At 66.0% G+C, this 19300-nt stretch carries 13 protein-coding genes; 11 read left to right on the forward strand and 2 right to left on the reverse strand.

The window, feature by feature from the left end:
* Positions 1-70: 70 nt before the first annotated feature.
* The 3 genes from fdhD (at position 71) to L5G32_RS16005 (ending at position 4984) form a co-directional block, all read left to right on the forward strand.
* Positions 71-937 (forward strand): formate dehydrogenase accessory sulfurtransferase FdhD, encoded by an 867-nt coding sequence (gene fdhD, locus L5G32_RS15995; RefSeq protein ID WP_237012068.1) that lies wholly within the window; start codon positions 71-73, stop codon positions 935-937.
* Between the two features lie 61 nt (positions 938-998).
* Positions 999-3302 (forward strand): FdhF/YdeP family oxidoreductase, encoded by a 2304-nt coding sequence (locus L5G32_RS16000; RefSeq protein WP_237012146.1) that lies wholly within the window; start codon positions 999-1001, stop codon positions 3300-3302.
* Between the two features lie 62 nt (positions 3303-3364).
* Positions 3365-4984 carry an alkaline phosphatase D family protein gene (locus L5G32_RS16005; protein WP_237012069.1) on the forward strand — a complete coding sequence of 540 codons (1620 nt, stop codon included), beginning with the start codon at positions 3365-3367 and terminating at the stop codon, positions 4982-4984.
* A gap of 27 nt (positions 4985-5011) precedes the next feature.
* On the opposite strand, the gene L5G32_RS16010 is transcribed toward L5G32_RS16005, so the two are convergent.
* Complete coding sequence (locus tag L5G32_RS16010) at positions 5012-5809, reverse strand: LppX_LprAFG lipoprotein (protein WP_237012070.1); 798 nt, start codon at positions 5807-5809, stop codon at positions 5012-5014.
* Between the two features lie 153 nt (positions 5810-5962).
* Between L5G32_RS16010 and L5G32_RS16015 the strand changes: the two genes are divergently transcribed.
* The 8 genes from L5G32_RS16015 to L5G32_RS16050 all read left to right on the forward strand — a co-directional run bounded on the left by L5G32_RS16015 (position 5963) and on the right by L5G32_RS16050 (position 17669).
* Complete coding sequence (locus tag L5G32_RS16015) at positions 5963-7456, forward strand: fatty acid desaturase (protein WP_372491708.1); 1494 nt, start codon at positions 5963-5965, stop codon at positions 7454-7456.
* 151 nt (positions 7457-7607) lie between these two features.
* Positions 7608-8741: a type III polyketide synthase gene (locus L5G32_RS16020; RefSeq protein WP_237012071.1), complete on the forward strand. Its 1134-nt coding sequence runs from the start codon at positions 7608-7610 to the stop codon at positions 8739-8741.
* A 14-nt stretch (positions 8742-8755) separates the two neighbouring features.
* Positions 8756-10678 carry an ATP-binding cassette domain-containing protein gene (locus L5G32_RS16025; RefSeq protein WP_237012072.1) on the forward strand — a complete coding sequence of 641 codons (1923 nt, stop codon included), beginning with the start codon at positions 8756-8758 and terminating at the stop codon, positions 10676-10678.
* A 28-nt stretch (positions 10679-10706) separates the two neighbouring features.
* A complete protein-coding gene (locus tag L5G32_RS16030; RefSeq protein ID WP_237012073.1) occupies positions 10707-13166 on the forward strand; it encodes an FHA domain-containing protein in 2460 nt (819 codons plus the stop codon).
* A 111-nt stretch (positions 13167-13277) separates the two neighbouring features.
* Positions 13278-15410: an RNA polymerase recycling motor ATPase HelR gene (helR, locus tag L5G32_RS16035; protein ID WP_237012074.1), complete on the forward strand. Its 2133-nt coding sequence runs from the start codon at positions 13278-13280 to the stop codon at positions 15408-15410.
* 9 nt (positions 15411-15419) lie between these two features.
* Positions 15420-15944 carry a M15 family metallopeptidase gene (locus L5G32_RS16040; RefSeq protein ID WP_237012075.1) on the forward strand — a complete coding sequence of 175 codons (525 nt, stop codon included), beginning with the start codon at positions 15420-15422 and terminating at the stop codon, positions 15942-15944.
* A gap of 103 nt (positions 15945-16047) precedes the next feature.
* Positions 16048-16635 carry a hypothetical protein gene (locus L5G32_RS16045; RefSeq protein ID WP_237012076.1) on the forward strand — a complete coding sequence of 196 codons (588 nt, stop codon included), beginning with the start codon at positions 16048-16050 and terminating at the stop codon, positions 16633-16635.
* A 56-nt stretch (positions 16636-16691) separates the two neighbouring features.
* On the forward strand, positions 16692-17669 hold the full coding sequence (locus L5G32_RS16050) for a glutathione S-transferase family protein (RefSeq protein ID WP_237012077.1): 978 nt from the start codon (positions 16692-16694) through the stop codon (positions 17667-17669).
* A gap of 15 nt (positions 17670-17684) precedes the next feature.
* Here L5G32_RS16050 and L5G32_RS16055 read toward each other — a convergent pair whose 3' ends face one another.
* Positions 17685-19178 carry an MFS transporter gene (locus L5G32_RS16055; protein WP_237012078.1) on the reverse strand — a complete coding sequence of 498 codons (1494 nt, stop codon included), beginning with the start codon at positions 19176-19178 and terminating at the stop codon, positions 17685-17687.
* Between the last annotated feature and the right edge of the window lie 122 nt (positions 19179-19300).

Genomic DNA, 19300 nt, shown 5'->3' on the forward strand with positions numbered 1-19300 from the left:
TCGACAGGCAGGCAGCCGATCGCCTGTCATCTGAGGCGTCAGGTGATGTGGCACAGGCTAGGCTGGCGGTGTGGGACGGATTACTGCGCGTTGGCCGATAACCAAGGTCTCGGTCGCTGAGAGCAGCGCTGCCCGTGTCGACGTTCTCGCGGTGGAAGAGCCGCTGGAGATCCGCGTCGCCGGACAGCCGCTGGTCGTCACCATGCGCACTCCGAGGCACGATGTCGAGCTCGCCGCAGGTTTCCTCGTCTCCGAGGGGATCATCGCGAACAGCGAACAGTTCCGCGGCGCGATCCACTGCGGCGGGCCGGGCGGCGGAGGCGGCGAGAACACCTACAACGTCCTCGACGTGTCCCTCACACCCGGCGTGCGACTTCCGGGACGCGAGCACGCGCGGTCGTTCTATGCGACGAGTTCGTGCGGGGTGTGCGGCAAGGCGAGCATCGACGCCGTGCACACCGTGTCGTCGTACGCGTTGACCGGCGACAGCACGATCGTGGACGCGGCGCAGGTCGCGGAGCTCCCCGAGAAACTACGGGCCGCGCAAGCGGTCTTCGACAAGACTGGCGGCCTGCACGCCGCCGGACTGTTCGACGCGCAGACCGGCGAACTGCTCGTTCTGCGCGAGGACGTCGGACGCCACAACGCCGTCGACAAAGTCATCGGTTGGGCCCTGCTCGAGGACCGGGTCCCGCTGCGCGGCACCGTGCTCCAGGTATCCGGTCGGGCGAGTTTCGAGCTCGTCCAGAAGGCCGTCATGGCGGGGATTCCGGTGCTCACCGCGGTGTCGGCCCCGTCGTCGCTCGCCGTGCAACTCGCCCGCGACTCGGGACTGACCTTGGTCGGGTTCCTGCGTGGGCAGACCATGAACGTCTACACGCATCCGCACCGCATCGACAATCCGCTGGAACCGCTAGAGGAACGTGTGAGGGCCTGACATGACCGACCTCGAGAATCCGACCACCACGCCGACTCCGGCACCGGAGTTCACCGGTCTGATGCCCGACATCCCGCGGCAAGGCGGATTCGGCCCGACGACGTCGCGGCCATGGTCGTCCAAGCCGTACCACCACCCGGCCGCGGCGTGGGGCGCGGCGAGGTCGGTCGCGAAGGTCCTCATCAAGGAGCGCGAACTCATCAAGGGCTCGGCGGCGATGCTGACCATGAACCATCCGGTCCGTGGCTTCGACTGTCCCGGCTGCGCATGGCCGGACGATAAGGGAGTCGCCCTCGACATCTGCGAGAACGGCATCAAGCACGTGACGTGGGAGATGACGCCCAAACGCGTCGACCGCGAGTTCTTCGCGTCGCACTCGGTCACCGACCTCGCGACGTGGAACGACCACGACCTCGAGGACCAGGGCAGGCTCACCGAGCCGATGAGCTACGACGAGGCCACGGACCGGTACGTCCCCATCACCTGGGACGACGCGTTCGCGATGGTCGGCGACGAACTGCGGGCGCTCGACACACCGCACGCCGCGGCCTTCTACACCTCGGGCAGGCTCTCGAACGAGGCGACGTTCCTCTACCAGTTGTGGGCGCGCGAATTCGGGACCAACAACGTGCCCGACTGCTCCAACATGTGCCACGAAGCGTCCGGCCGCGCACTCAACGCATCGATCGCCAGCGGGAAGGGCACCGTCTCGCTCGCGGACTGGGACGAGTGCACCGCGCTGTTCGTGCTGGGTGTGAACGCGGCGTCCAACGCGCCTCGGATGTTGACCTCGCTCGCACATGCAGTGAAACGCGGAGCGCAGGTCGTCCACATCAACCCGATGACCGAGGCCGCTGCCACGAGGACGATCGTTCCGCACGAGATCGGTCAGATGGCGACCTTCCAAGCCACGGACACCAGCACGATGAACGTGCAGGTCCGGCCCGGCGGCGACCTCGCTCTGATCCGCGGCATGGCCAAAGCGGTGTTCGAAGCCGAAGACGCCGATCCGCACGGCGGCGCGCTCGACCACGACTTCCTCGAACGATTCACCGACGGATTCGACGACTACCGGGCAGTCGTCGACACGGTGAGCTGGGCGGAGCTCGCCAAGCAGGCCGGTGTCAGCGAGAAACAGATCCGCGAGATCGCGCAGATCTACCTCGACTCACCGCGCAGCATCATCTCGTGGTGCCTCGGCGTCACCCAGCACGAGCACGGCGTCGACACCGTCCGCGAGTTCACCAACCTTCTTCTGCTCCGCGGCAACATCGGGCGGGAGGGCGCGGGGCCGTCGCCGATCCGCGGACACAGCAACGTGCAGGGAAACCGGACGTGCGGCATCGACCACAATCCGAGTGAGCGATTCTTGGCGGCACTCGACGCCGAATGCGGAATCGTGTCGCCGCGCAAGCCCGGACTCGACACCGTCAAGACGATCCAAGGCATGAACGACGGCTCGGTGCGAGTGTTCGTCGCTCTCGGCGGCAACTTCGTCCTCGCCGCACCGGACACGAAGTACACCGCGCAGGGCCTGCGAAAGTGCGACCTGACGGTCCAGGTCAGCACCAAACTGAACCGGAGCCATCTCGTACACGGCCGTCGGGCCCTGATCCTGCCGTGCCTGGGGCGCAGTGAACGCGACGAGCAGGAGACCGGTCGGCAAGGCGTGTCCTGTGAGGACGCCATGAGCAACGTCCAGTTGTCGGTCGGCAAGAAGAAGCCTGCGTCCCGACACCTGCGCTCGGAACCGGCGATCCTGTCCGGCATGGCCCGAGCGACCCTGCCCGACAGCGCGACGCCGTGGGAGGGTTACGTCGCCGACTACGACCGGATCCGCGACTCGATGTCGCGAGTCCTGCCGGGCTTCGACGGTTTCAACGATCTCGTCAAGCAGCCGATGGGATTTCGGATCCCGCAAGCCGCGCGCGAGCGGATCTTCCACACGCCGAGCGGTCGAGCCGAGTTCTCGCACGCGCCCGTGCCGAATGCGATCCCCGTCGACGCGGACGTCCTCGTCCTGCAGACCATGCGGTCGCACGATCAGTGGAACACCACGATCTATTCGAGCGACGACCGGTACCGGGGCGTCAAGAATCTGCGGGAACTCGTGTTCATGAACGCCGACGACATGCGCGATCGCGGGCTCAGCGAAGGTGCGTTCGTCGACATCGTCTCGACGTCGAGGGACGGCACGCAGCGGTCGTTGACCCACTACCGGGCCATCACTTACGACCTTCCGGTCGGTGCGGCGGCGGGCTACATGCCGGAGATGAACGCGCTCGTCGGAGCCGCCGACTACAGCACGCAGAGCGACCAGCCGTTGATGAAGAACATTCTGGTCCGCATCGTCGCGTCGACGTGACGCCACGTCGGCGTCACCTTCCGTTGGGCTGACAGCAGCCTGCGGCGGGAAACCTGGCGGGCATGTCACCTCGCGTCCCGTCTGCCCTGTCCCGCCGTACTGCCTTGTCCCGCCGCACAGTTCTGCGCGCCGGAGCAGCAGGCGCCCTTCTGATCCCTGCAGGCACAGCGATCGCGGCATGCAGTTCGGGGGACACGACGCCGGGGGTGCGCCGTCGGCGGCCGACCCTCACACACGGCGTGGCCGCGGGCGAGGTCACGACGAGCGGTGCGCTGGTGTGGGCGCGTTCGGACGAGCCCGCTCGGATGCTCGTGGAGACTGCGGCCACCGAGTCGTTCGCGAATGCGAAGACGTTCCGCGGTCCGCTCCTGACCCCCGCTTCAGACGGCACCGGTCGCGTCCGGGTGGCTGGGCTCGAACCCGGTCAGACGGTCCACTACCGGGTGACCCTCGAAGGTGATGACGGGGCACGGTCCGAGCCGCTGACCGGTGTCCTGGTGACCGCGCCGACGGCGCCGTCGGACATCACGTTCGCATGGTCCGGCGACGTCGTCGGTCAGGGCTGGGGGATCAACCCCGACCTCGGCGGTATGCCGATCTTCGGAGCTGTCGCCGATGCGCGGCCCGACTTCTTCCTCCACTCCGGCGACGCGATCTACGCAGACGGGCCCGTCGAGGCCACCAAGAAGCAGAACGACGGCTCGATCTATCGCAGCCTCACCACCGACGCCAAGAGCAGGCCCGCGCAGACCCTGGACGAGTTCCGCGGTAACTACGCTTACAACCTGACCGACGAGCACTACCGCCGTTTCGCGTCGTCGGTTGCGCAGATTATCTCGTGGGACGACCACGAAGTGCTCAACAACTGGTTCCCGGGGGAGGACCTCACCGGTCAGGACCGCGAGGGGTACACCGAGATGAACGTCGACGTCCTCGCGGGTCGAGCCAGACAGGCGTGGACCGAATGGCAGCCGTCTGAATTGGGCAGGCCAACTAAACCGGGTGAGCAGGGACGTCTGTATCGAAAGGTTCCGTACGGTCCGCTCCTGGACGTGTTCGTGCTCGACATGCGCACATACAAGGATCCCAACCCGAACGCGTGGAACGCCGAAGACTCAGACGGACTCCTCGGTGCGGAGCAGACCCAGTGGCTGATCGACGGTCTGAACCGTTCGACGGCGACATGGAAAGTGGTGGCCAACGATCTGCCGCTGAGCATCGTCGTCCCCGACAAGAACACCGACCGTCCGGGTGCGCGTCCTTCGATGGAAGCCGTCGGCCAGGGCGACCCGGCGGGGCCGCTCGGGCGTGAGATCGCCTTCTCGCGGATACTCTCGGAGACCAGGGAAGTGCCGGGCATCGTCTACCTGACGGCCGACGTCCACTACACTGCGGCGATCTCCTACGAGCCGGACCGGGCGGCGTACTCCGACTTCTCGCCGTTCTGGGAGTTCGTCTCCGGACCGTTGCACGCGGGCGCGTTCCCGGAGAGTCCTCTCGACACGACGTTCGGCGCGAAGTACGAGTTCGTCCACGCGCCGACGACGGCCGACATCTCGCCGGCCGAAGGTTTCCAGCACTTCGGAAAGGTCAGCGTCTCCGGTTCCTCGAGGACACTGGCCGTCGACCTGTGCGATGCAACGGGAAAATCGTTGTACCGCAAGGAGTTGACGCCTGAGTGATGAAAATGCGTCATCGTCGGTGTGCGCTCACGCTCCGTCGGGCTTGGTGATCGTGACCTTCTCGTCCCATTTGGACGTGGTCAATGTGATGTCGCCGTCCTGCGTGTTGATCGAGAGTTCGACGAGGTTGTACGGAGCTTCCGCCGCGATGTACGCGGTCGCCGGATGTTCGCCCTTGAGTGCACCGGGGCCCTGCGTCGGGAAGATCGCTTCGAAGTCGGCGGAGTCGAGCGTGCCGGTGATCTTGACCGCTTCGACGCCGTTGCGCTCTTCGGTGCCTTCGACTTTCGGGCTCTTGAATTTGGTCAGCACATTCGCGAGACCCTTGTCCTCGGACAGGATCACTGACGGATCGTAGGAGCGCTCGCCCGCGGGCGACGTCTTCCACTCCGTCTTCCCGGACTCCTTGATGTACAAGGTGCCGCCGACGATGACGAACTCCGCTTCGGTGTATTCGTCGGTCAGTCGAAACTTACCGTCGCCCTTGGCCGCCGGGTCTGGATCGACCACGACATCGGCGTTCAGGTCTTCGACCGGCAGTCCCTTGAACTTCGGGTCGACCGCCAGTTCCATATGCACCGCGGAGGTGAGCCGCGTGGTCTTCGACGCTTGATCGAGCAGCGCCGCGGCATCGGTGATGTCCACCTTCGGGGCATCACCCGAGCGTGGCCCCTCGGAGGTCGGTGGCGCGGAGCCCGTCGGCTCATCGCTCTTGGTCTCCGACGAGCAACCTGTCAGTACCACGGCGCCGATGGCCATGACCGCGACTGCCGGAGCAGCCCAACGCTTTATCTTGGCCGAGGCCGGGTATGTGTCTGAGTTCACAAAACGGTACAATACCCCATACTCGACGTGGTCAGAATAGATTCGACGGGCATCTCTACTGATTGAATGAATGCAGGTGACGGGGCCGTGCGCGGGTGCGAGAGTCGATCGCATCAGGCCGCTCGACGAGCGCAGCCATAAAAGGAGAAGGCGATGTCATCGGACAGTGTTCAGACGGGTGAGACGAACGAACTCCCCGATGATTCTCCTGGACCGGATCTCGGTCGGAAAGCTGCCTCCGACGGCGGTCCTCAGCTCTCCGACGTGTGGGTGTATAACGGCAGGGCGTACGACCTGTCGGACTGGATCTCACGGCATCCGGGCGGTGAATTCTTCATCGGCCGGACAAAGAATCGCGATATCACCTCGATTATCGGCTCATACCATAAAGACCCCGAGAAAATCGGTCGTCTAATCGAACGGTTTTCGCTCGATAGGGATGCCGTCATCGAAGACGTTCACCCGAAAGCGAACGCGCCGGCCTTTCTTTTCAACGACGGATTCGACAGTTGGCGGGACACCCCGCACTACGACTTCGGCAAGCGCACCGATCTGCTGCACGCGGTGAAGAAGCGGCTTGCCGAACCGGCCCTTGTCGCCCGCATCAGACGGATGGACCGGATCTTCGACATCGTCGCGATCATGCTCTTCATCGCGTACTTCGCGGTGATGGGTCTACGGCTCTACGACACGTCGTGGATGCCGCTCGCCGCGTTCGTCGTCGCCATGGTCGTGCTGCGCAGCGCAATGGCGGGCATCGGCCACTACGCGATCCATCGCGCGCAGAAGGGCGCGAACAAACTCATCGTCAACGCGTTCGACATGAACTACGTCGCGCTGTCGTTCGTGACCGCCGACGGGCACGCTCTTCTGCATCACCCGCACACCCAGAGCCAGGTGGACATCAAGCGGAACGTCTTCACGTTCATGATGGATCTCCCACGGCTGTACCGAGTCCCGATCCATACGCTGCACAAGTTCGGGCACACGGTCACCGGTATGCCGATTCGTCTTCTCGAGATCTGCAAACTGACGCGGCAGGTCGGCATCGCCGACATGTACGGCTCGTGGCGCGGGGGACTTCCGCACTTCGTCGGCGCGTTTGGCATGCGGATCCTTCTGCTCGGCGAGTTGGTCGTCTTCGTCGTCGCGGGCGATGCCCTCGCCTGGGGCCTGCAGTTCGTGGCGACCCTGTGGATCTCCACCTTCCTCGTCGTGGCCAGTCATGACTTCGACGCAGATGCCGACGAGACCGAGAGCGACGCCGACGACTGGGCGGTCAACCAAGTGGAGCAGGCCTACGACCTGAAAGTCGTCGGAAACAGATACGTCGACTGCTTCCTCTCCGCGGGACTCAGTTCCCACCGGGTGCACCACGTTCTCCCGTATCAACGAAGCGGGTTCTCGAACATCGTCACCGAGGACGTTCTCCGTGAAGAGGCGGCGCGGTACGGCGTCGAATGGCTTCCCGCAAAGAGCTTCTTCACCGATCGACTTCCAATGCAGATCAAGACCTATCTGGGTGCACGTTCACGAACGGCAGAAGAGAACGACTGGGGATTCTTCCGTGAACACTTCTCGCCGACAGCACTCAAGACATGTGCCGACTACTCGCTGAAGGGATTCACCGGGATAGGCACCGTGTGACTCGATCATTCGATTGATCGAAGAAGGGTTCTCACGAGAGCGACGAATCGGACATGATTGTGAATCAGATGTTGGCCCGCCAGAAAGGACCGTCATGCCCCTCTCCTTGCAAACGCAGCAGCGGGATAACGCTGCACCTGCCGGAGGCTTCATGGCCGACGAGCGACCGTCGCCGCCGACCACCGTCGCCGTGATCACCTCACTCGCGACCGGTAACCCGGGCACCGTGTTCGATCAGCGGGATGCCGCGCTCCGCGCCGCGTCACTCGTCGATGATCCGGTCGCACGCGAACGAATCCTCCGCGTCTACGAGAGGACGCGGATCGACAAGCGCTACTTGGCGATCGACCCGACGACACCGGAGTTCCTCGCGTTCAGCAGTCGGTCGGGAACGATTCGCGAACGCATGAACCTGTACTTCGAGCACGCGGTCCCGCTCGCAGTAGACGTCGCCGCGCGCGCGATCGCCGGACTCGCCGATCCGACGTCCGACATCCGTCTCGTCGTCTTCGTCACCAGCACCGGGTTCATCGCGCCCGGCGTGGACGTCGCCGTCATCAAAAGGCTGGGGCTCGCGCCGTCGGTGAACCGCGTCGTCGTCAACTTCATGGGATGTGCGGCGGCCGTCAACGGGCTGCGCAGCGCGACCGACTACGTGCGCGCGCATCCCGATCGCAGCGCGCTCGTCGTCTGCCTCGAACTGAGTTCGGTCAACGCAGTGTTCGGCGACGACGTCGTCGAGGTCGTCACGCACAGCCTCTTCGGCGACGGCTGCGGCGCGATGGTCGTCGGCGCCTGCGAAGTGGGGCACGAACTGCCCGCAGGTCAGGTGGTGGTTCGTGACACGTTCAGCCAGCTGTTGCCCGACACTGAGGACGGGATCGTGCTCGGCGTGAACGACGACGGCATCACCTGCGAACTCGCGCAAGAACTGCCCGACTACATCTATCGGGGCGTCGGATCGGCGATCGACGAGGCGTTGTCCAGATCGGAGCTCTATCGGGACGACATCGCGCAGTGGGCGATCCATCCCGGCGGACCGGCGATCCTCGAACAGTCGGCGCGATCGCTCGGCATCGGTGAAGAACGCTCCCGCGCGAGCTGGGACGTGCTCGCCGAGTACGGAAACATGTTGAGCGTCGCGCTCGTCTTCGTGCTCGAGAAACTCATCGCCGAGACCGCCCCCGATGACGGAGCCGACGCGTCGCAGCCGTCCACCGGCGTCGCCTTCTCGTTCGCGCCCGGTGTGACGCTCGAAGGCATCCTCTTCGACGTGGTGCGGTAGGGGAGTCCGACGTCATGAAACTGCTCCGGTTCCTGTTCTCGGTCTCCTGGACCGGCATCGTCGCCGCCGTGGTGATGGGGCTGATCGGGGGCGGTGCGAACGCCTACCTCGTCACTCAGATCAATGCCGCGGTCGCGCCTCCGGGAGCCGGGGCCGACCCGTCCTGGCACCGGTTCGCGGTGACCGTCGCCGTCGTCCTCGTCACCGGGCTGGTCTCGCAGGTGCTGTTGATCCGACTCGCTCAGGACGCCGTCTACCGACTACGCGCCGAGTTGAGTGCGGGGGTCGTCTCCGCGCCGCTGGAGCACCTTGAGCGACTCGGTACCCACCGGCTGCTCGCCACCCTCACCGAGGACGTCCGCTCCCTGTCTATGGCGGTGTCCGCGATTCCGAGCATGTGCGTCGACGTCGCGACCATCGTCGGCTGCCTGACGTACCTCGCAGTGCTGTCGTCCCCGTTGTTCGCGATCCAGGTCGGAGCGACGCTCATCGCGATCGGCGTCGTCGAATCGTTCTTGAAGCACGTCCGCGGGATCTTCCGGTCCGCACGCGAGAACGAGGACGACCTGCTCAACTCGTTCCACGCCGTGAGTGTCGGAATCAAGGAGCTGAAGGGACATCGAGCCCGCAGGCGTGACTTCATGGACCGCCGACTGCTCGGCACCGCACGGGACCTGCGAAACAAGAACATCGAGGCGGGCGTCAAGTTCACGGCAGGGCAGAACATCGGCCAGGTGCTGCAGCTCGGCACGATGGCCGTGATCCTGTTCGGCGTCGCGTTCTGGCTCGACCTTCCCCAGGAGACGATGGTCGGATATGTGATCGTCACGACGTTCCTGGCGATGCCGATGCAGAACTTCATGAGCCGGATCCCCGATCTGCTGCGGGGCGATGTCGCCCTCACCAAGATCACCTCGCTGGAACTGTCGATGGAAGCGCTGCACGACGAGGAGTCGCTCCCGTACGTCGAGCGCCCACTCGCGTCACCGGCTCGGCTGGAACTGTCCGGCATCGAGTATCGATACCTCACCGAACAGGGGCCGACGAGTCCACCGCCCGGACATCACGGGGCGCCCGACGGTCCCAGCGGAAGACCGGAGCACCCGGGCGCGGCCGCCGATATGCGACCGGACGTCGACTGGGCGGCAGGCGGCCGGACCGAGCCGACACCCGACGGGCGACTTCCGCAACGGCCAGGACGCCGCGGCGGACCCGCGGGACCACCGCCGGGACGTCAAGGCCCGCCGCCGCCAGACGGTCGCGGACCGGGAGCCCCGCCGCCGAACGCTTCCGGTGGCCCGCCGCCGCCGCCGACGGGCTTTCACCTCGGCCCCGTCGATGCGGTCTTCGCTCCTGGTGAGATCACGTTCATCGTCGGTGGCAACGGAAGCGGCAAGTCAACCCTCGCGAAGCTGATCACCGGACTCTACGTCGCTCAACGGGGCACGATCACCTTGGACGGCGAGCGTATCGACCACGACAACATCGAATGGTTCCGCCAGAACACGTCGGCGATCTTCACCGACTTCCATCTGTTCGACGAGTACCTCGGATTCGACCGACCCGACCTCGACGACGAGGTCGGACGCTATCTGGAGATGCTCGACATCGCCGACAAAGTGACGGTCAGCGGCGGCACGTTGTCGACGGTTGCACTGTCCCAGGGGCAGCGCAAACGGCTCGCACTGGTCACCGCGATGCTCGAGGATCGCCCGATCTACCTGTTCGACGAATGGGCCGCGGACCAAGAGCCCCGATTCCGTGACAGGTTCTATCGCGAGATCCTCGCCGACCTCGCCGCGCGCGGAAAGACGGTCATCGTCATCACGCACGACGACCGATACTTCGACGTCGCCGACACCCTGATCCGACTCGAGGTCGGAACGCAGGAACGCCCAGCCGCGGTTGCCGCAGCCGACGCCGAAAGCCCCAGATGAGCCGAAGTTTTCAGACGAAGAGGTTCCGATGAGTTCACCGCTGATCACGCCGCTGTCCGTCCGGGTGGCTCAGGCTCGTCCACAGGTCCTGCGGACCACTCCGGCCGCGCTCGGCCGGACCCCGGAGAACGACGTCGTGGTGAATCACCCGCTCGTCTCCCGTACCCATCTGGCCTTCGAATTCTCTTCGGGCGCATGGTGGATCGTCGACCGGGGCAGCACCAACGGCTTCTTCGTGGACGGCGTGCGCTCGCAGTCCGTACGCGTCGACCGACCGGTCCAGATCCGGCTCGGCGACGGAGCTACGGGGCCGATCGTGGAGGTGGCCGGACAGCCTACGCCCGGTGTGCAGCAGCGGCAGGCCCCAGCGACTGCCGGTCCGGGCGGCTATCAGCAGGCGCCGCCGCGCTTCGGTGCGCTGCCCGACGCGCCGCACCTGGCAGCTCTGCACCAGAACGCGTCTGCCGTCTACGAGGTGCCAGGCGACCTTCGCGGACGTGAGCAGATCTCGCTGACGGGCGTGAAGACGATCGGCCGCACACCGGACAACGACATCGTCGTCAGCGACGTCCTCGCATCGCGCCATCACGCGCGACTCGCGTCCACACCGCAGGGACTGGTGCTCGAGGACCTCCGAAGCGTCAACGGCACGTTCGTCAACGGACGTCGGATCGGCTCGCAGCGACTAGCCGAGAACGACGTCGTCACCATCGGCAACTCGGACTTCGTGGTGTCGCGGGGCACCCTCACCCGCGGACGGCCCCAGTCCCAGGTCTCGGGAGGACTCGACGTCACCGGCGTCGGATTCACTGTCGACGGCAAGACGCTGCTCAACGACATCTCGTTCAACGCAGCCCCCGGGACATTGACGGCGATCATCGGTCCGTCCGGCGCAGGCAAATCGACGGTGTCCAGGATCGTGGCAGGTCTTGGCCTGCCGACGGTCGGAACCGTCGACTTCGAGGGGCGCAACGTGCACCGCGAATACGATGCGCTGCGCTCCCGCATCGGGATGGTGCCGCAGGACGACGTGCTGCACCACAAGCTGACTCTGCGTCAGGCGTTGCGATACGCTGCCGAACTGCGCCTGCCCAAGGACTTGTCGACGGCAGACCGCGACGAGGTGATCGACGGGGTCCTGTCCGAGCTCCAACTGACCGAACACGTCGACACCCGCGTGGACCGACTGTCCGGCGGGCAACGCAAACGCGCCTCCGTCGCGATGGAACTGCTGACCGGCCCGTCGCTGCTGATCCTGGACGAACCCACATCCGGTCTCGACCCCGCACTCGACCAACAGGTGATGCGGACCCTGCGCCGACTCGCGGACGCGGGCCGCGTGGTCCTCGTGGTGACCCACTCGCTGACCTATCTGAGTCTCTGCGACCAGGTCCTGCTTCTCGCTCCGGGCGGTAAGACGGCGTTCTGCGGCGCTCCCGGCGACGTCGCAGCCGAGATGGGAACCACCGACTGGGCCGAGATCTTCGCGGACGTCGCCGAGCGACCCGACCAGGCTTGGGACCAGTACCGCCGCCGACATCCGCGTTCGGCTCCGCCACCGACCCCGCCGTCGACCGGCCCGCCGCCGAAAGCAGCCCGCGCTGGTGTCGTCCGACAACTGAGCACGTTGGGTAGACGTCAGGTCCGCTTGATCCTCGCCGATCGCGGGTACCTCGCCGTGCTGGTCCTGATGCCCGTCGTGCTCGGACTCCTCGTGCTGGTGGTGCCCGGCGACAAGGGATTCACTCGCCCCGACATGAAGGGTCCACCCCCGAGCGACGCAGGCGAAGCACTGCAGATCCTCACGGTGCTGGTGATCGGTGCAGCGTTCATGGGCACCGCGCTCGCGGTGCGAGACCTGGTGGCCGAGCGCAGCATCTTCGAGCGAGAACGAGCGGTCGGGCTACGGCCGGTCGCGTACCTCGCGGCCAAGGTCGTGGTGTTCTGTGTGGTCGCCACGATTCAGACCGCCGTGATGGTCGGGCTCACGTACGCGCTGCGTGCCATGCCGACCGCCGACGCCGTGACCGAGCCCGGCACCGCCTTTCCGATGGCTCCACCCGCCGTGACGTTGTTCGTCGCGGTCGCCACGGTGGCGTGGGTTGGCGTGCTCGTCGGTCTGGCGATCTCCGCGGCCGTGCGTTCGAGCGAACAGACGATGCCACCGCTGGTCATCGTGATCATGGTGCAACTGGTGCTGTCGGGCGGGGTCATCGCGATCAGTTCGGCCGTCGTGCAGCCGTTCACCTGGCTCCTGCCGACCTACTGGGCATTCGCGAATGCTGCTCAGGCGGTCAACGTCCCGTACATCGCCCCGGACGTGTCACAGGTCAACCCGGTCGACCGCGCGGCGCGCGACGATCCGATCATGTATCCGTTCTGGGAGCCGTCCGTCATGCATGCGGCCATCTCGTACGGTGCACTCGTCGTGATCGCGGCAGTGCTGGCGGCTTTCGTCTACTGGCGGCTCCGCCTCCGCAGGCGCTGATCGCCAGCGCGCTCGGATCGTCTTCCCCTTTCACTGTAGCGCGGGGACCGGGGCTTGCGGCAAGGGCCCACGGCCGGTGCACAATGGTGCCTTCGCTCGCGAAAGGGACCCGTGACCAGCACCTTCTTTCAACTCTCCGCAGTTTCAGCAGCCAAGGCCGATTCGAAGGTGATCGGTGCCGACGAGGCGGCCTTCGCCGCGGTCCGGCGCCGTGTCGACGACCAGATCGCCGACACAAGGATCGGCCTCGACGCCGCCCGGAAGACCACCGACCTACGCGGGGCAGGCGGCGTCGAACGTGATCTGGAAGTGCGTCGCCTCGAGCGGCGCCTGCGCCGACTCTCTCGTGTCGGAACCGATCTGATCCTCGGACGGATCACGGCGGCCGACGGGCGATCGACGTACATCGGCCGGATCGGTGTCAGCGACGCCGACGGCTCCCCGCTTCTCGTCGACTGGCGCACACCCGATGCCGAGCCGTTCTTCACTGCGACCCTGGCCGATCCGCACAGCCTGGTGAGTCGCCGCCACTACCGATGGTCGCGGGGCGTGGTCATCGACTACTGGGACGAATGGTTCGCAGTCGGTGACGACGCACCGGCCGGGGCACTCGATGCGCAGTCGTCGTTCCTCGCCGGGTTGGCGGCGAGTCGGTCCTCGACGATGACGTCGGTGCTCGGGACCATCGCAGCCGACCAGGACGCAGCGATCCGCGCGTCGTCTCGGGGGCCGCTGGTCGTCGACGGAGGGCCGGGCACCGGCAAGACCGTCGTCGCGCTGCATCGAGCCGCCTACCTTGCGTACGCCGATCCGCGGCTGCAGGGCGGTCGTGGCCGACTCCTGTTCGTCGGACCGCACCGGCCATATCTGGCCTATATCGCGGACATCTTGCCGAGCCTCGGGGAAGAGGGCGTCGTCACCTGCACGCCCACTGATCTGGTCCCTCAGGGCGATGCGGCCGCGATCGAGACCGACTGTCGGGTCGCCGCCCTCAAATCGACCGTCGAGATGATGTTTGCCGTCGAACCGGCCGTCCGGTTCTACGAGGAACCGCCGCGTCAGGGCTCGTGGGTCGAGACCGAGGCCGGCGACGTGTGGGTGAGCGTCACGGACTGGACGGAGGCCGTGGGAGCGGCCGAAACCGGTGTGCCGCACAACGAAGCGCGCGCTGACGTGTGGGAGGCGCTCGTGGACGTTCTCGCCGACGGAGACGACGAGATGCGGGCCGCTCTGTCCCGATCCACCGATCTCGTTGCGACGCTCGGCGCGATCTGGCCGACCATCGAACCGGACGATCTCGTCTCTGACCTGTGGACCGTCCCCGCGTATCTCCGGCGCTGCGCGCCCCACTTGACCGACGAGGAGGTCACCGTGTTGCAGCGCACGGATGCGAAGACGTGGACCGACGCCGACCTGCCGATTCTCGATGCGGCGAGCAGACGGCTCGGCGACTCCGCCGCGGCTCGCCGGGATGCTCGCAATCGGGCCGAGGCCGCCGAACGCAGACGGACGATGGACGCGGTGGTCGGCGATCTGATCTCGTCGTCCGACGACGGTGAGTCCCTCGTGTCGATGTTGCGCGCCGAAGACATTCAGGGCGTGATCGTCGACGATGCGGGCGCGGAGCGCCCGGAACCGGACGCGCTCGCCGGGCCGTTCGCCCACATCGTCGTCGACGAGGCACAGGAACTGACGGACGCCCAGTGGCGGATGCTCGTCGACCGCTGCCCGTCCGGCAGCTTCACCGTGGTCGGCGACCGAGCACAGGCTCGCGACGGTTTCACTGAGAGTTGGGTGCAGCGACTTCGACGGGTCGGCGCCGGTGAAGCGCGCTTGCGCACGCTCACCGTGAATTACCGCACGCCGGAGGAGATCATGGCGGTCGCCGGACCGGCTGTCCTCCAGGCGATCTCCGACGCGAATGTGCCGACCTCGGTACGTACCGGCGGGACTCCTGTCGTCTACGGCCGAGCCGCCGACCTCGACGGGACAGTCGCGCGCTGGCTACGCGATAACACCGACGGCACCGTGTGCGTCATCGGCGCACCCGAGTTCGAGCAGTCCGAAGTCAGTGGGGACGGTCGGGTCACCGTCTCGACACCACAGACGGCGAAGGGGCTCGAGTTCGACCTCGTGGTCCTCGTCGATCCCGGACAGTTCGGCGACGGTGTCGCCGGCGCCGTCGACCGCTATGTTGCGATGACGAGGTCCACACGGGAGTTGATCGTCCTCACGACCGAGTAGTCTCAGGCCATGCGCATACGGGCAATCGTCGCAGCAGTCGCGGTCTCGCTGGTCGCGGGACTGCTGGGGGCCGGGCAGTTCGGGACGGGGCAGTTCGCGGCAGGGCAAGCGGCTGCCGCGCCACCCGCACGGGTTCTCGGAATCCCGATGGCGGCCGGAACCGGCGGCCTGACCCCGGAACTCGCCGTCGCGTACACGCTCGCACACCGGGACGCGAAGCGGGCAGGCGTCGCACTGCACATCACGTCGGGCAAACGATCGCGAGCCGAGCAGCGACAGCTGTGGCAGCAGGGGCTCCGTGACTACGGAAGTGCTGCACAGGCCCGCCGCTGGGTCCTGCCACCGAACGAGTCGACGCACGTCAGCGGGCGAGCGATCGACGTGGGTCCGCGGGCAGGCGCTGCATGGTTGCAGCGCAACGGAAACCGCTACGGGCTGTGCCGCTCGTTCGGCAACGAGTGGTGGCATTTCGAGTTCGCGACGTTCCCCGGTGCGCCGTGTCCGCCGAGAATCCCCGACGCCAGCCACCGATGACGTGATTCGGACACTCATGGAACTCTCCGCCGACCCCGAAAAGCCCGACACGGTTAAGCCTGGAGCACTAGGCGATCAGGCGCCGGTAGTCCACGATGTATGCGTGGCAGACAACGAGACCGTCGAGTCGACGACCGACGACGGTAAGCGCTACCTGACGTACGAGGAGTTCGGCAGGCGCTTCTTCGAAGTAGCCGTCACCCAAGAACGGGTCAGAGCAGCGTTCGCCGCCGTCGCAGGCGAACAGTTTCAGGTCGGGCCTCTCGTCGTGGGTCCGGCGGGGGTGGCGAAGGTCCGCGCCGACGTGGAGATCGCCGAACCGGAGATACTGCGCCAGGTCGGTGAGACGATCACCTTCACCGTCCGGCTTCCATTGCGGATCGCGCTCCTGGTCGACCTGAAGGTCGACCGGATCAGGTACGACGTCGACGGTGTCGTGACGCTTCCGCTTGCGGTGCGGTGCGCTGAGCCGCTCCAGTTGCGCATCGAGGTCAAGACGCCGCAGCCGCGCGACGTCGTCGTCAACGTCGCGTCGTACAACATGCGTGGCTCGATCATTCGTTACCTGGCCCAGGTGGACGACGAGATCCGCAGGGTGATCGCACATTTCGTCGCCGACGAGGTCGACAAGCCTGAGATTCGGCAGGCTCGACTCATCGACGTCGACGTCGAACTGGGCAAGGCATTCTGAGCATCGAACCGCGACCGTATCGACAAGTGCCCAACGATCACGAGGAGAGACACCACATGAGTGAACACGACACCTACGTGAAGGCGAACCAGCCGTATGAGCGGGACACCCGCTACATCGAGACTCGGATCACCCGCGACGCGGCAGACGGTTTCCCCGTCGAGGCCGGGCGGTACCGCCTCGTCGTCTCATACGCGTGCCCGTGGGCCAACCGGACCATCATCGTCCGCCGCCTCCTGGGACTGGAGGACGCGATCAGTATGGGCGTGTGCGGTCCGACGCACGACAAGCGGTCGTGGACGTTCGATCTCGATCCGGGTGAGGTGGATCCGGTACTCGGCATCTCCCATCTGCAGGACGCCTACTTCGCGCGCATCCCCGGCTACGAGAAGGGCATCACGGTCCCGGCGATCGTCGACGTCCCGTCCGGAGCTGTGGTCACCAACAACTTCCCGCAGATCACCCTGGACTTCGAACAGGAATGGGTGGACTTTCACCGTGACGGAGCGCCCGACCTGTACCCGGAGGATCTGCGAGGTGAGATCGACGAGATCAACGCACACGTCTATCAGGATGTGAACAACGGCGTGTACCGGTGCGGGTTCGCCGGGTCGCAGGAGTCCTACGAGGCGGCGCACGACCAGTTGTTCTCGCGCCTGGACTGGCTCAGCGAACGGCTCAAGAATCAGCGGTACCTGGTCGGCGACACCATCACTGAAGCCGACGTCCGCCTATACACGACTCTCGCGCGCTTCGATCCCGTCTACCACGGGCACTTCAAGTGCAATCGGGAGAAGCTGTCGGAGATGCCGGTGCTGTGGGCCTACGCTCGCGACCTCTATCAGACTCCGGGGTTCGGCGACTGCACGAACTTCGACCACATCAAGAGCCATTACTACGAGGTCCACCTGGACATCAACCCGTCCGGCATCGTCCCGAAGGGGCCGGATCTCACCAACTGGAACACCGCACACGGCCGGGAGCGCCTCGGCGGCTCCCCGTTCGGATCCGGGAGCGCTCCCGCGCCGCTGTAGGAGGCGGCCCTGCGCTCAGCGCATCGTGGCCTGGGTCGGGGCGTCCGTGACGATCTCGGCTGCGGCACGCTTCTTGACGGAGGGGATCACCAGCGTGATCGCGACACCGACGAATGCGGCGATCGCGCCGACGAGGAAGCACGTCTCGAACGCCGAGTGCGAGGGGAACTCGATGCCGGCGTGGCTCACGGTCGCGCTGGTCATGATGACAGCCATGATCGCCGACGACGTGGTGGTGCCGACCGACCGCATCAGGCCGTTGAGGCCGACTGCGGCACCGGCCTCGGTGATCGGGACCGATCCCATGATGAGGGTCGGCATCGCTGCGTAGCCGATGCCGACGCCTGCCGAGGCGATGAGCGAGGCGAGTGCGAGCTGCCACGGCGCGTCCATCAGGAAGAAGCCGCACAGGTAGCCGAGGCCGAGGACGGCAGCGCCGATCGCGAGGGTGAACTTGGCGCCGATCGTGTTCATCAGGTAGCCGGACACCGGGGCGAACACGAGCATCATCAGGCCGCCTGGGGCCATCCAGAGCCCGGCCTGCAAGATGGTCTGCCCCATGCCGCCTGCTTCTTCGGGGAGTTCCATCATCATCGGGATCACGACGGCCTGCGCCATCATGCCGAACCCGACGGCGACGGCCGCGACGTTCGTCAACAGGACGGACGGTCGGGCACTGGTTCGCAGATCGACGAGTGGGCTCGTGGTGCGGAGTTCGAAGAATCCCCAGACGATGAGGAGCGCGAATCCGCCGAGGAGGAATCCGAGGGTCGTTCCGGACGTCCACCCCCAGTCGTTGCCCTTGGTGACGGCTACCAGTGCACTCGACAGGCCAATGGCGAGACCGATGGCCCCGACGAAGTCGAACCGTCCGCCGACCGCGTCGTGGATGCGAGGGACGGCGAAGAACACGAGGGCGACGACGACCAGTGCGAGGACGACGGAGACCCAGAACAGCATGTGCCAGTCATAGGTCTCGGCGATGAACGCGGACAGTGGCATGCCGATCGCGCCGCCGACACCGAGCGTCGCGCTCATCGCCGAGATGGCGAACGCCGTCATCTTCGGCGGGGTCACTTCACGCATCAGGCTGATGCCGACGGGGATGAAGCCCATCGCCAGACCTTGCAGGGCGCGTCCGGCGACCACCGGGATCAACGACGACGTGAGCGCCGGGATGAGCGAACCGATCGCAAGGATGACGGCGCTGTACAGCAGGATGCGGCGTTTGCCGAACATATCGCCGAGCCTGCCTGCGACCGGCATGGCGACGGCTCCACCGAGCAGCGTCGCGGTGATGACCCACGACGCGTTGCTGACCGAGGTGCCGAGGAGCTCGGGAAGCTGCGGCTGGATCGGGACGATCAAGGTCTGCATGAGCGACGCGATCAGGCCGCCCAGGCACAGCACGATCACGGTCACGATCGGCGAACCGGTTCGAGCCGAACCCGGTGAGCTGCCGGGCAGCGGGGGAGTAGGGCTCTTCTCGGCGGTGTCGTCCGATGACATGCGTGCGTTCCTTCGGGTGGTCAGACTGGCACAGGTGTGCGTATGTAACGTACATATGTATGATGCATAGTCAAAATCGGACATAGTGGAGTACGTGCTGGGCGGGCAGCCTTCCGTGGCAT

The organism is Gordonia zhenghanii (assembly GCF_021738965.1).
Lineage (GTDB): Bacteria > Actinomycetota > Actinomycetes > Mycobacteriales > Mycobacteriaceae > Gordonia > Gordonia zhenghanii.

Coding starts and splice junctions, on each gene's coding strand:
- L5G32_RS16025 (WP_237012072.1), top strand. CDS start 8,756: ATGAAACTGCTCCGGTTCCTGTTCTCGGTCTCCTGGACCGGCATCGTC.
- L5G32_RS16055 (WP_237012078.1), bottom strand. CDS start 19,178: ATGTCATCGGACGACACCGCCGAGAAGAGCCCTACTCCCCCGCTGCCC.
- L5G32_RS16000 (WP_237012146.1), top strand. CDS start 999: ATGCCCGACATCCCGCGGCAAGGCGGATTCGGCCCGACGACGTCGCGG.
- L5G32_RS16050 (WP_237012077.1), top strand. CDS start 16,692: ATGAGTGAACACGACACCTACGTGAAGGCGAACCAGCCGTATGAGCGG.
- L5G32_RS16020 (WP_237012071.1), top strand. CDS start 7,608: ATGGCCGACGAGCGACCGTCGCCGCCGACCACCGTCGCCGTGATCACC.
- L5G32_RS16015 (WP_372491708.1), top strand. CDS start 5,963: ATGTCATCGGACAGTGTTCAGACGGGTGAGACGAACGAACTCCCCGAT.
- L5G32_RS16005 (WP_237012069.1), top strand. CDS start 3,365: ATGTCACCTCGCGTCCCGTCTGCCCTGTCCCGCCGTACTGCCTTGTCC.
- L5G32_RS16040 (WP_237012075.1), top strand. CDS start 15,420: ATGCGCATACGGGCAATCGTCGCAGCAGTCGCGGTCTCGCTGGTCGCG.
- L5G32_RS16030 (WP_237012073.1), top strand. CDS start 10,707: ATGAGTTCACCGCTGATCACGCCGCTGTCCGTCCGGGTGGCTCAGGCT.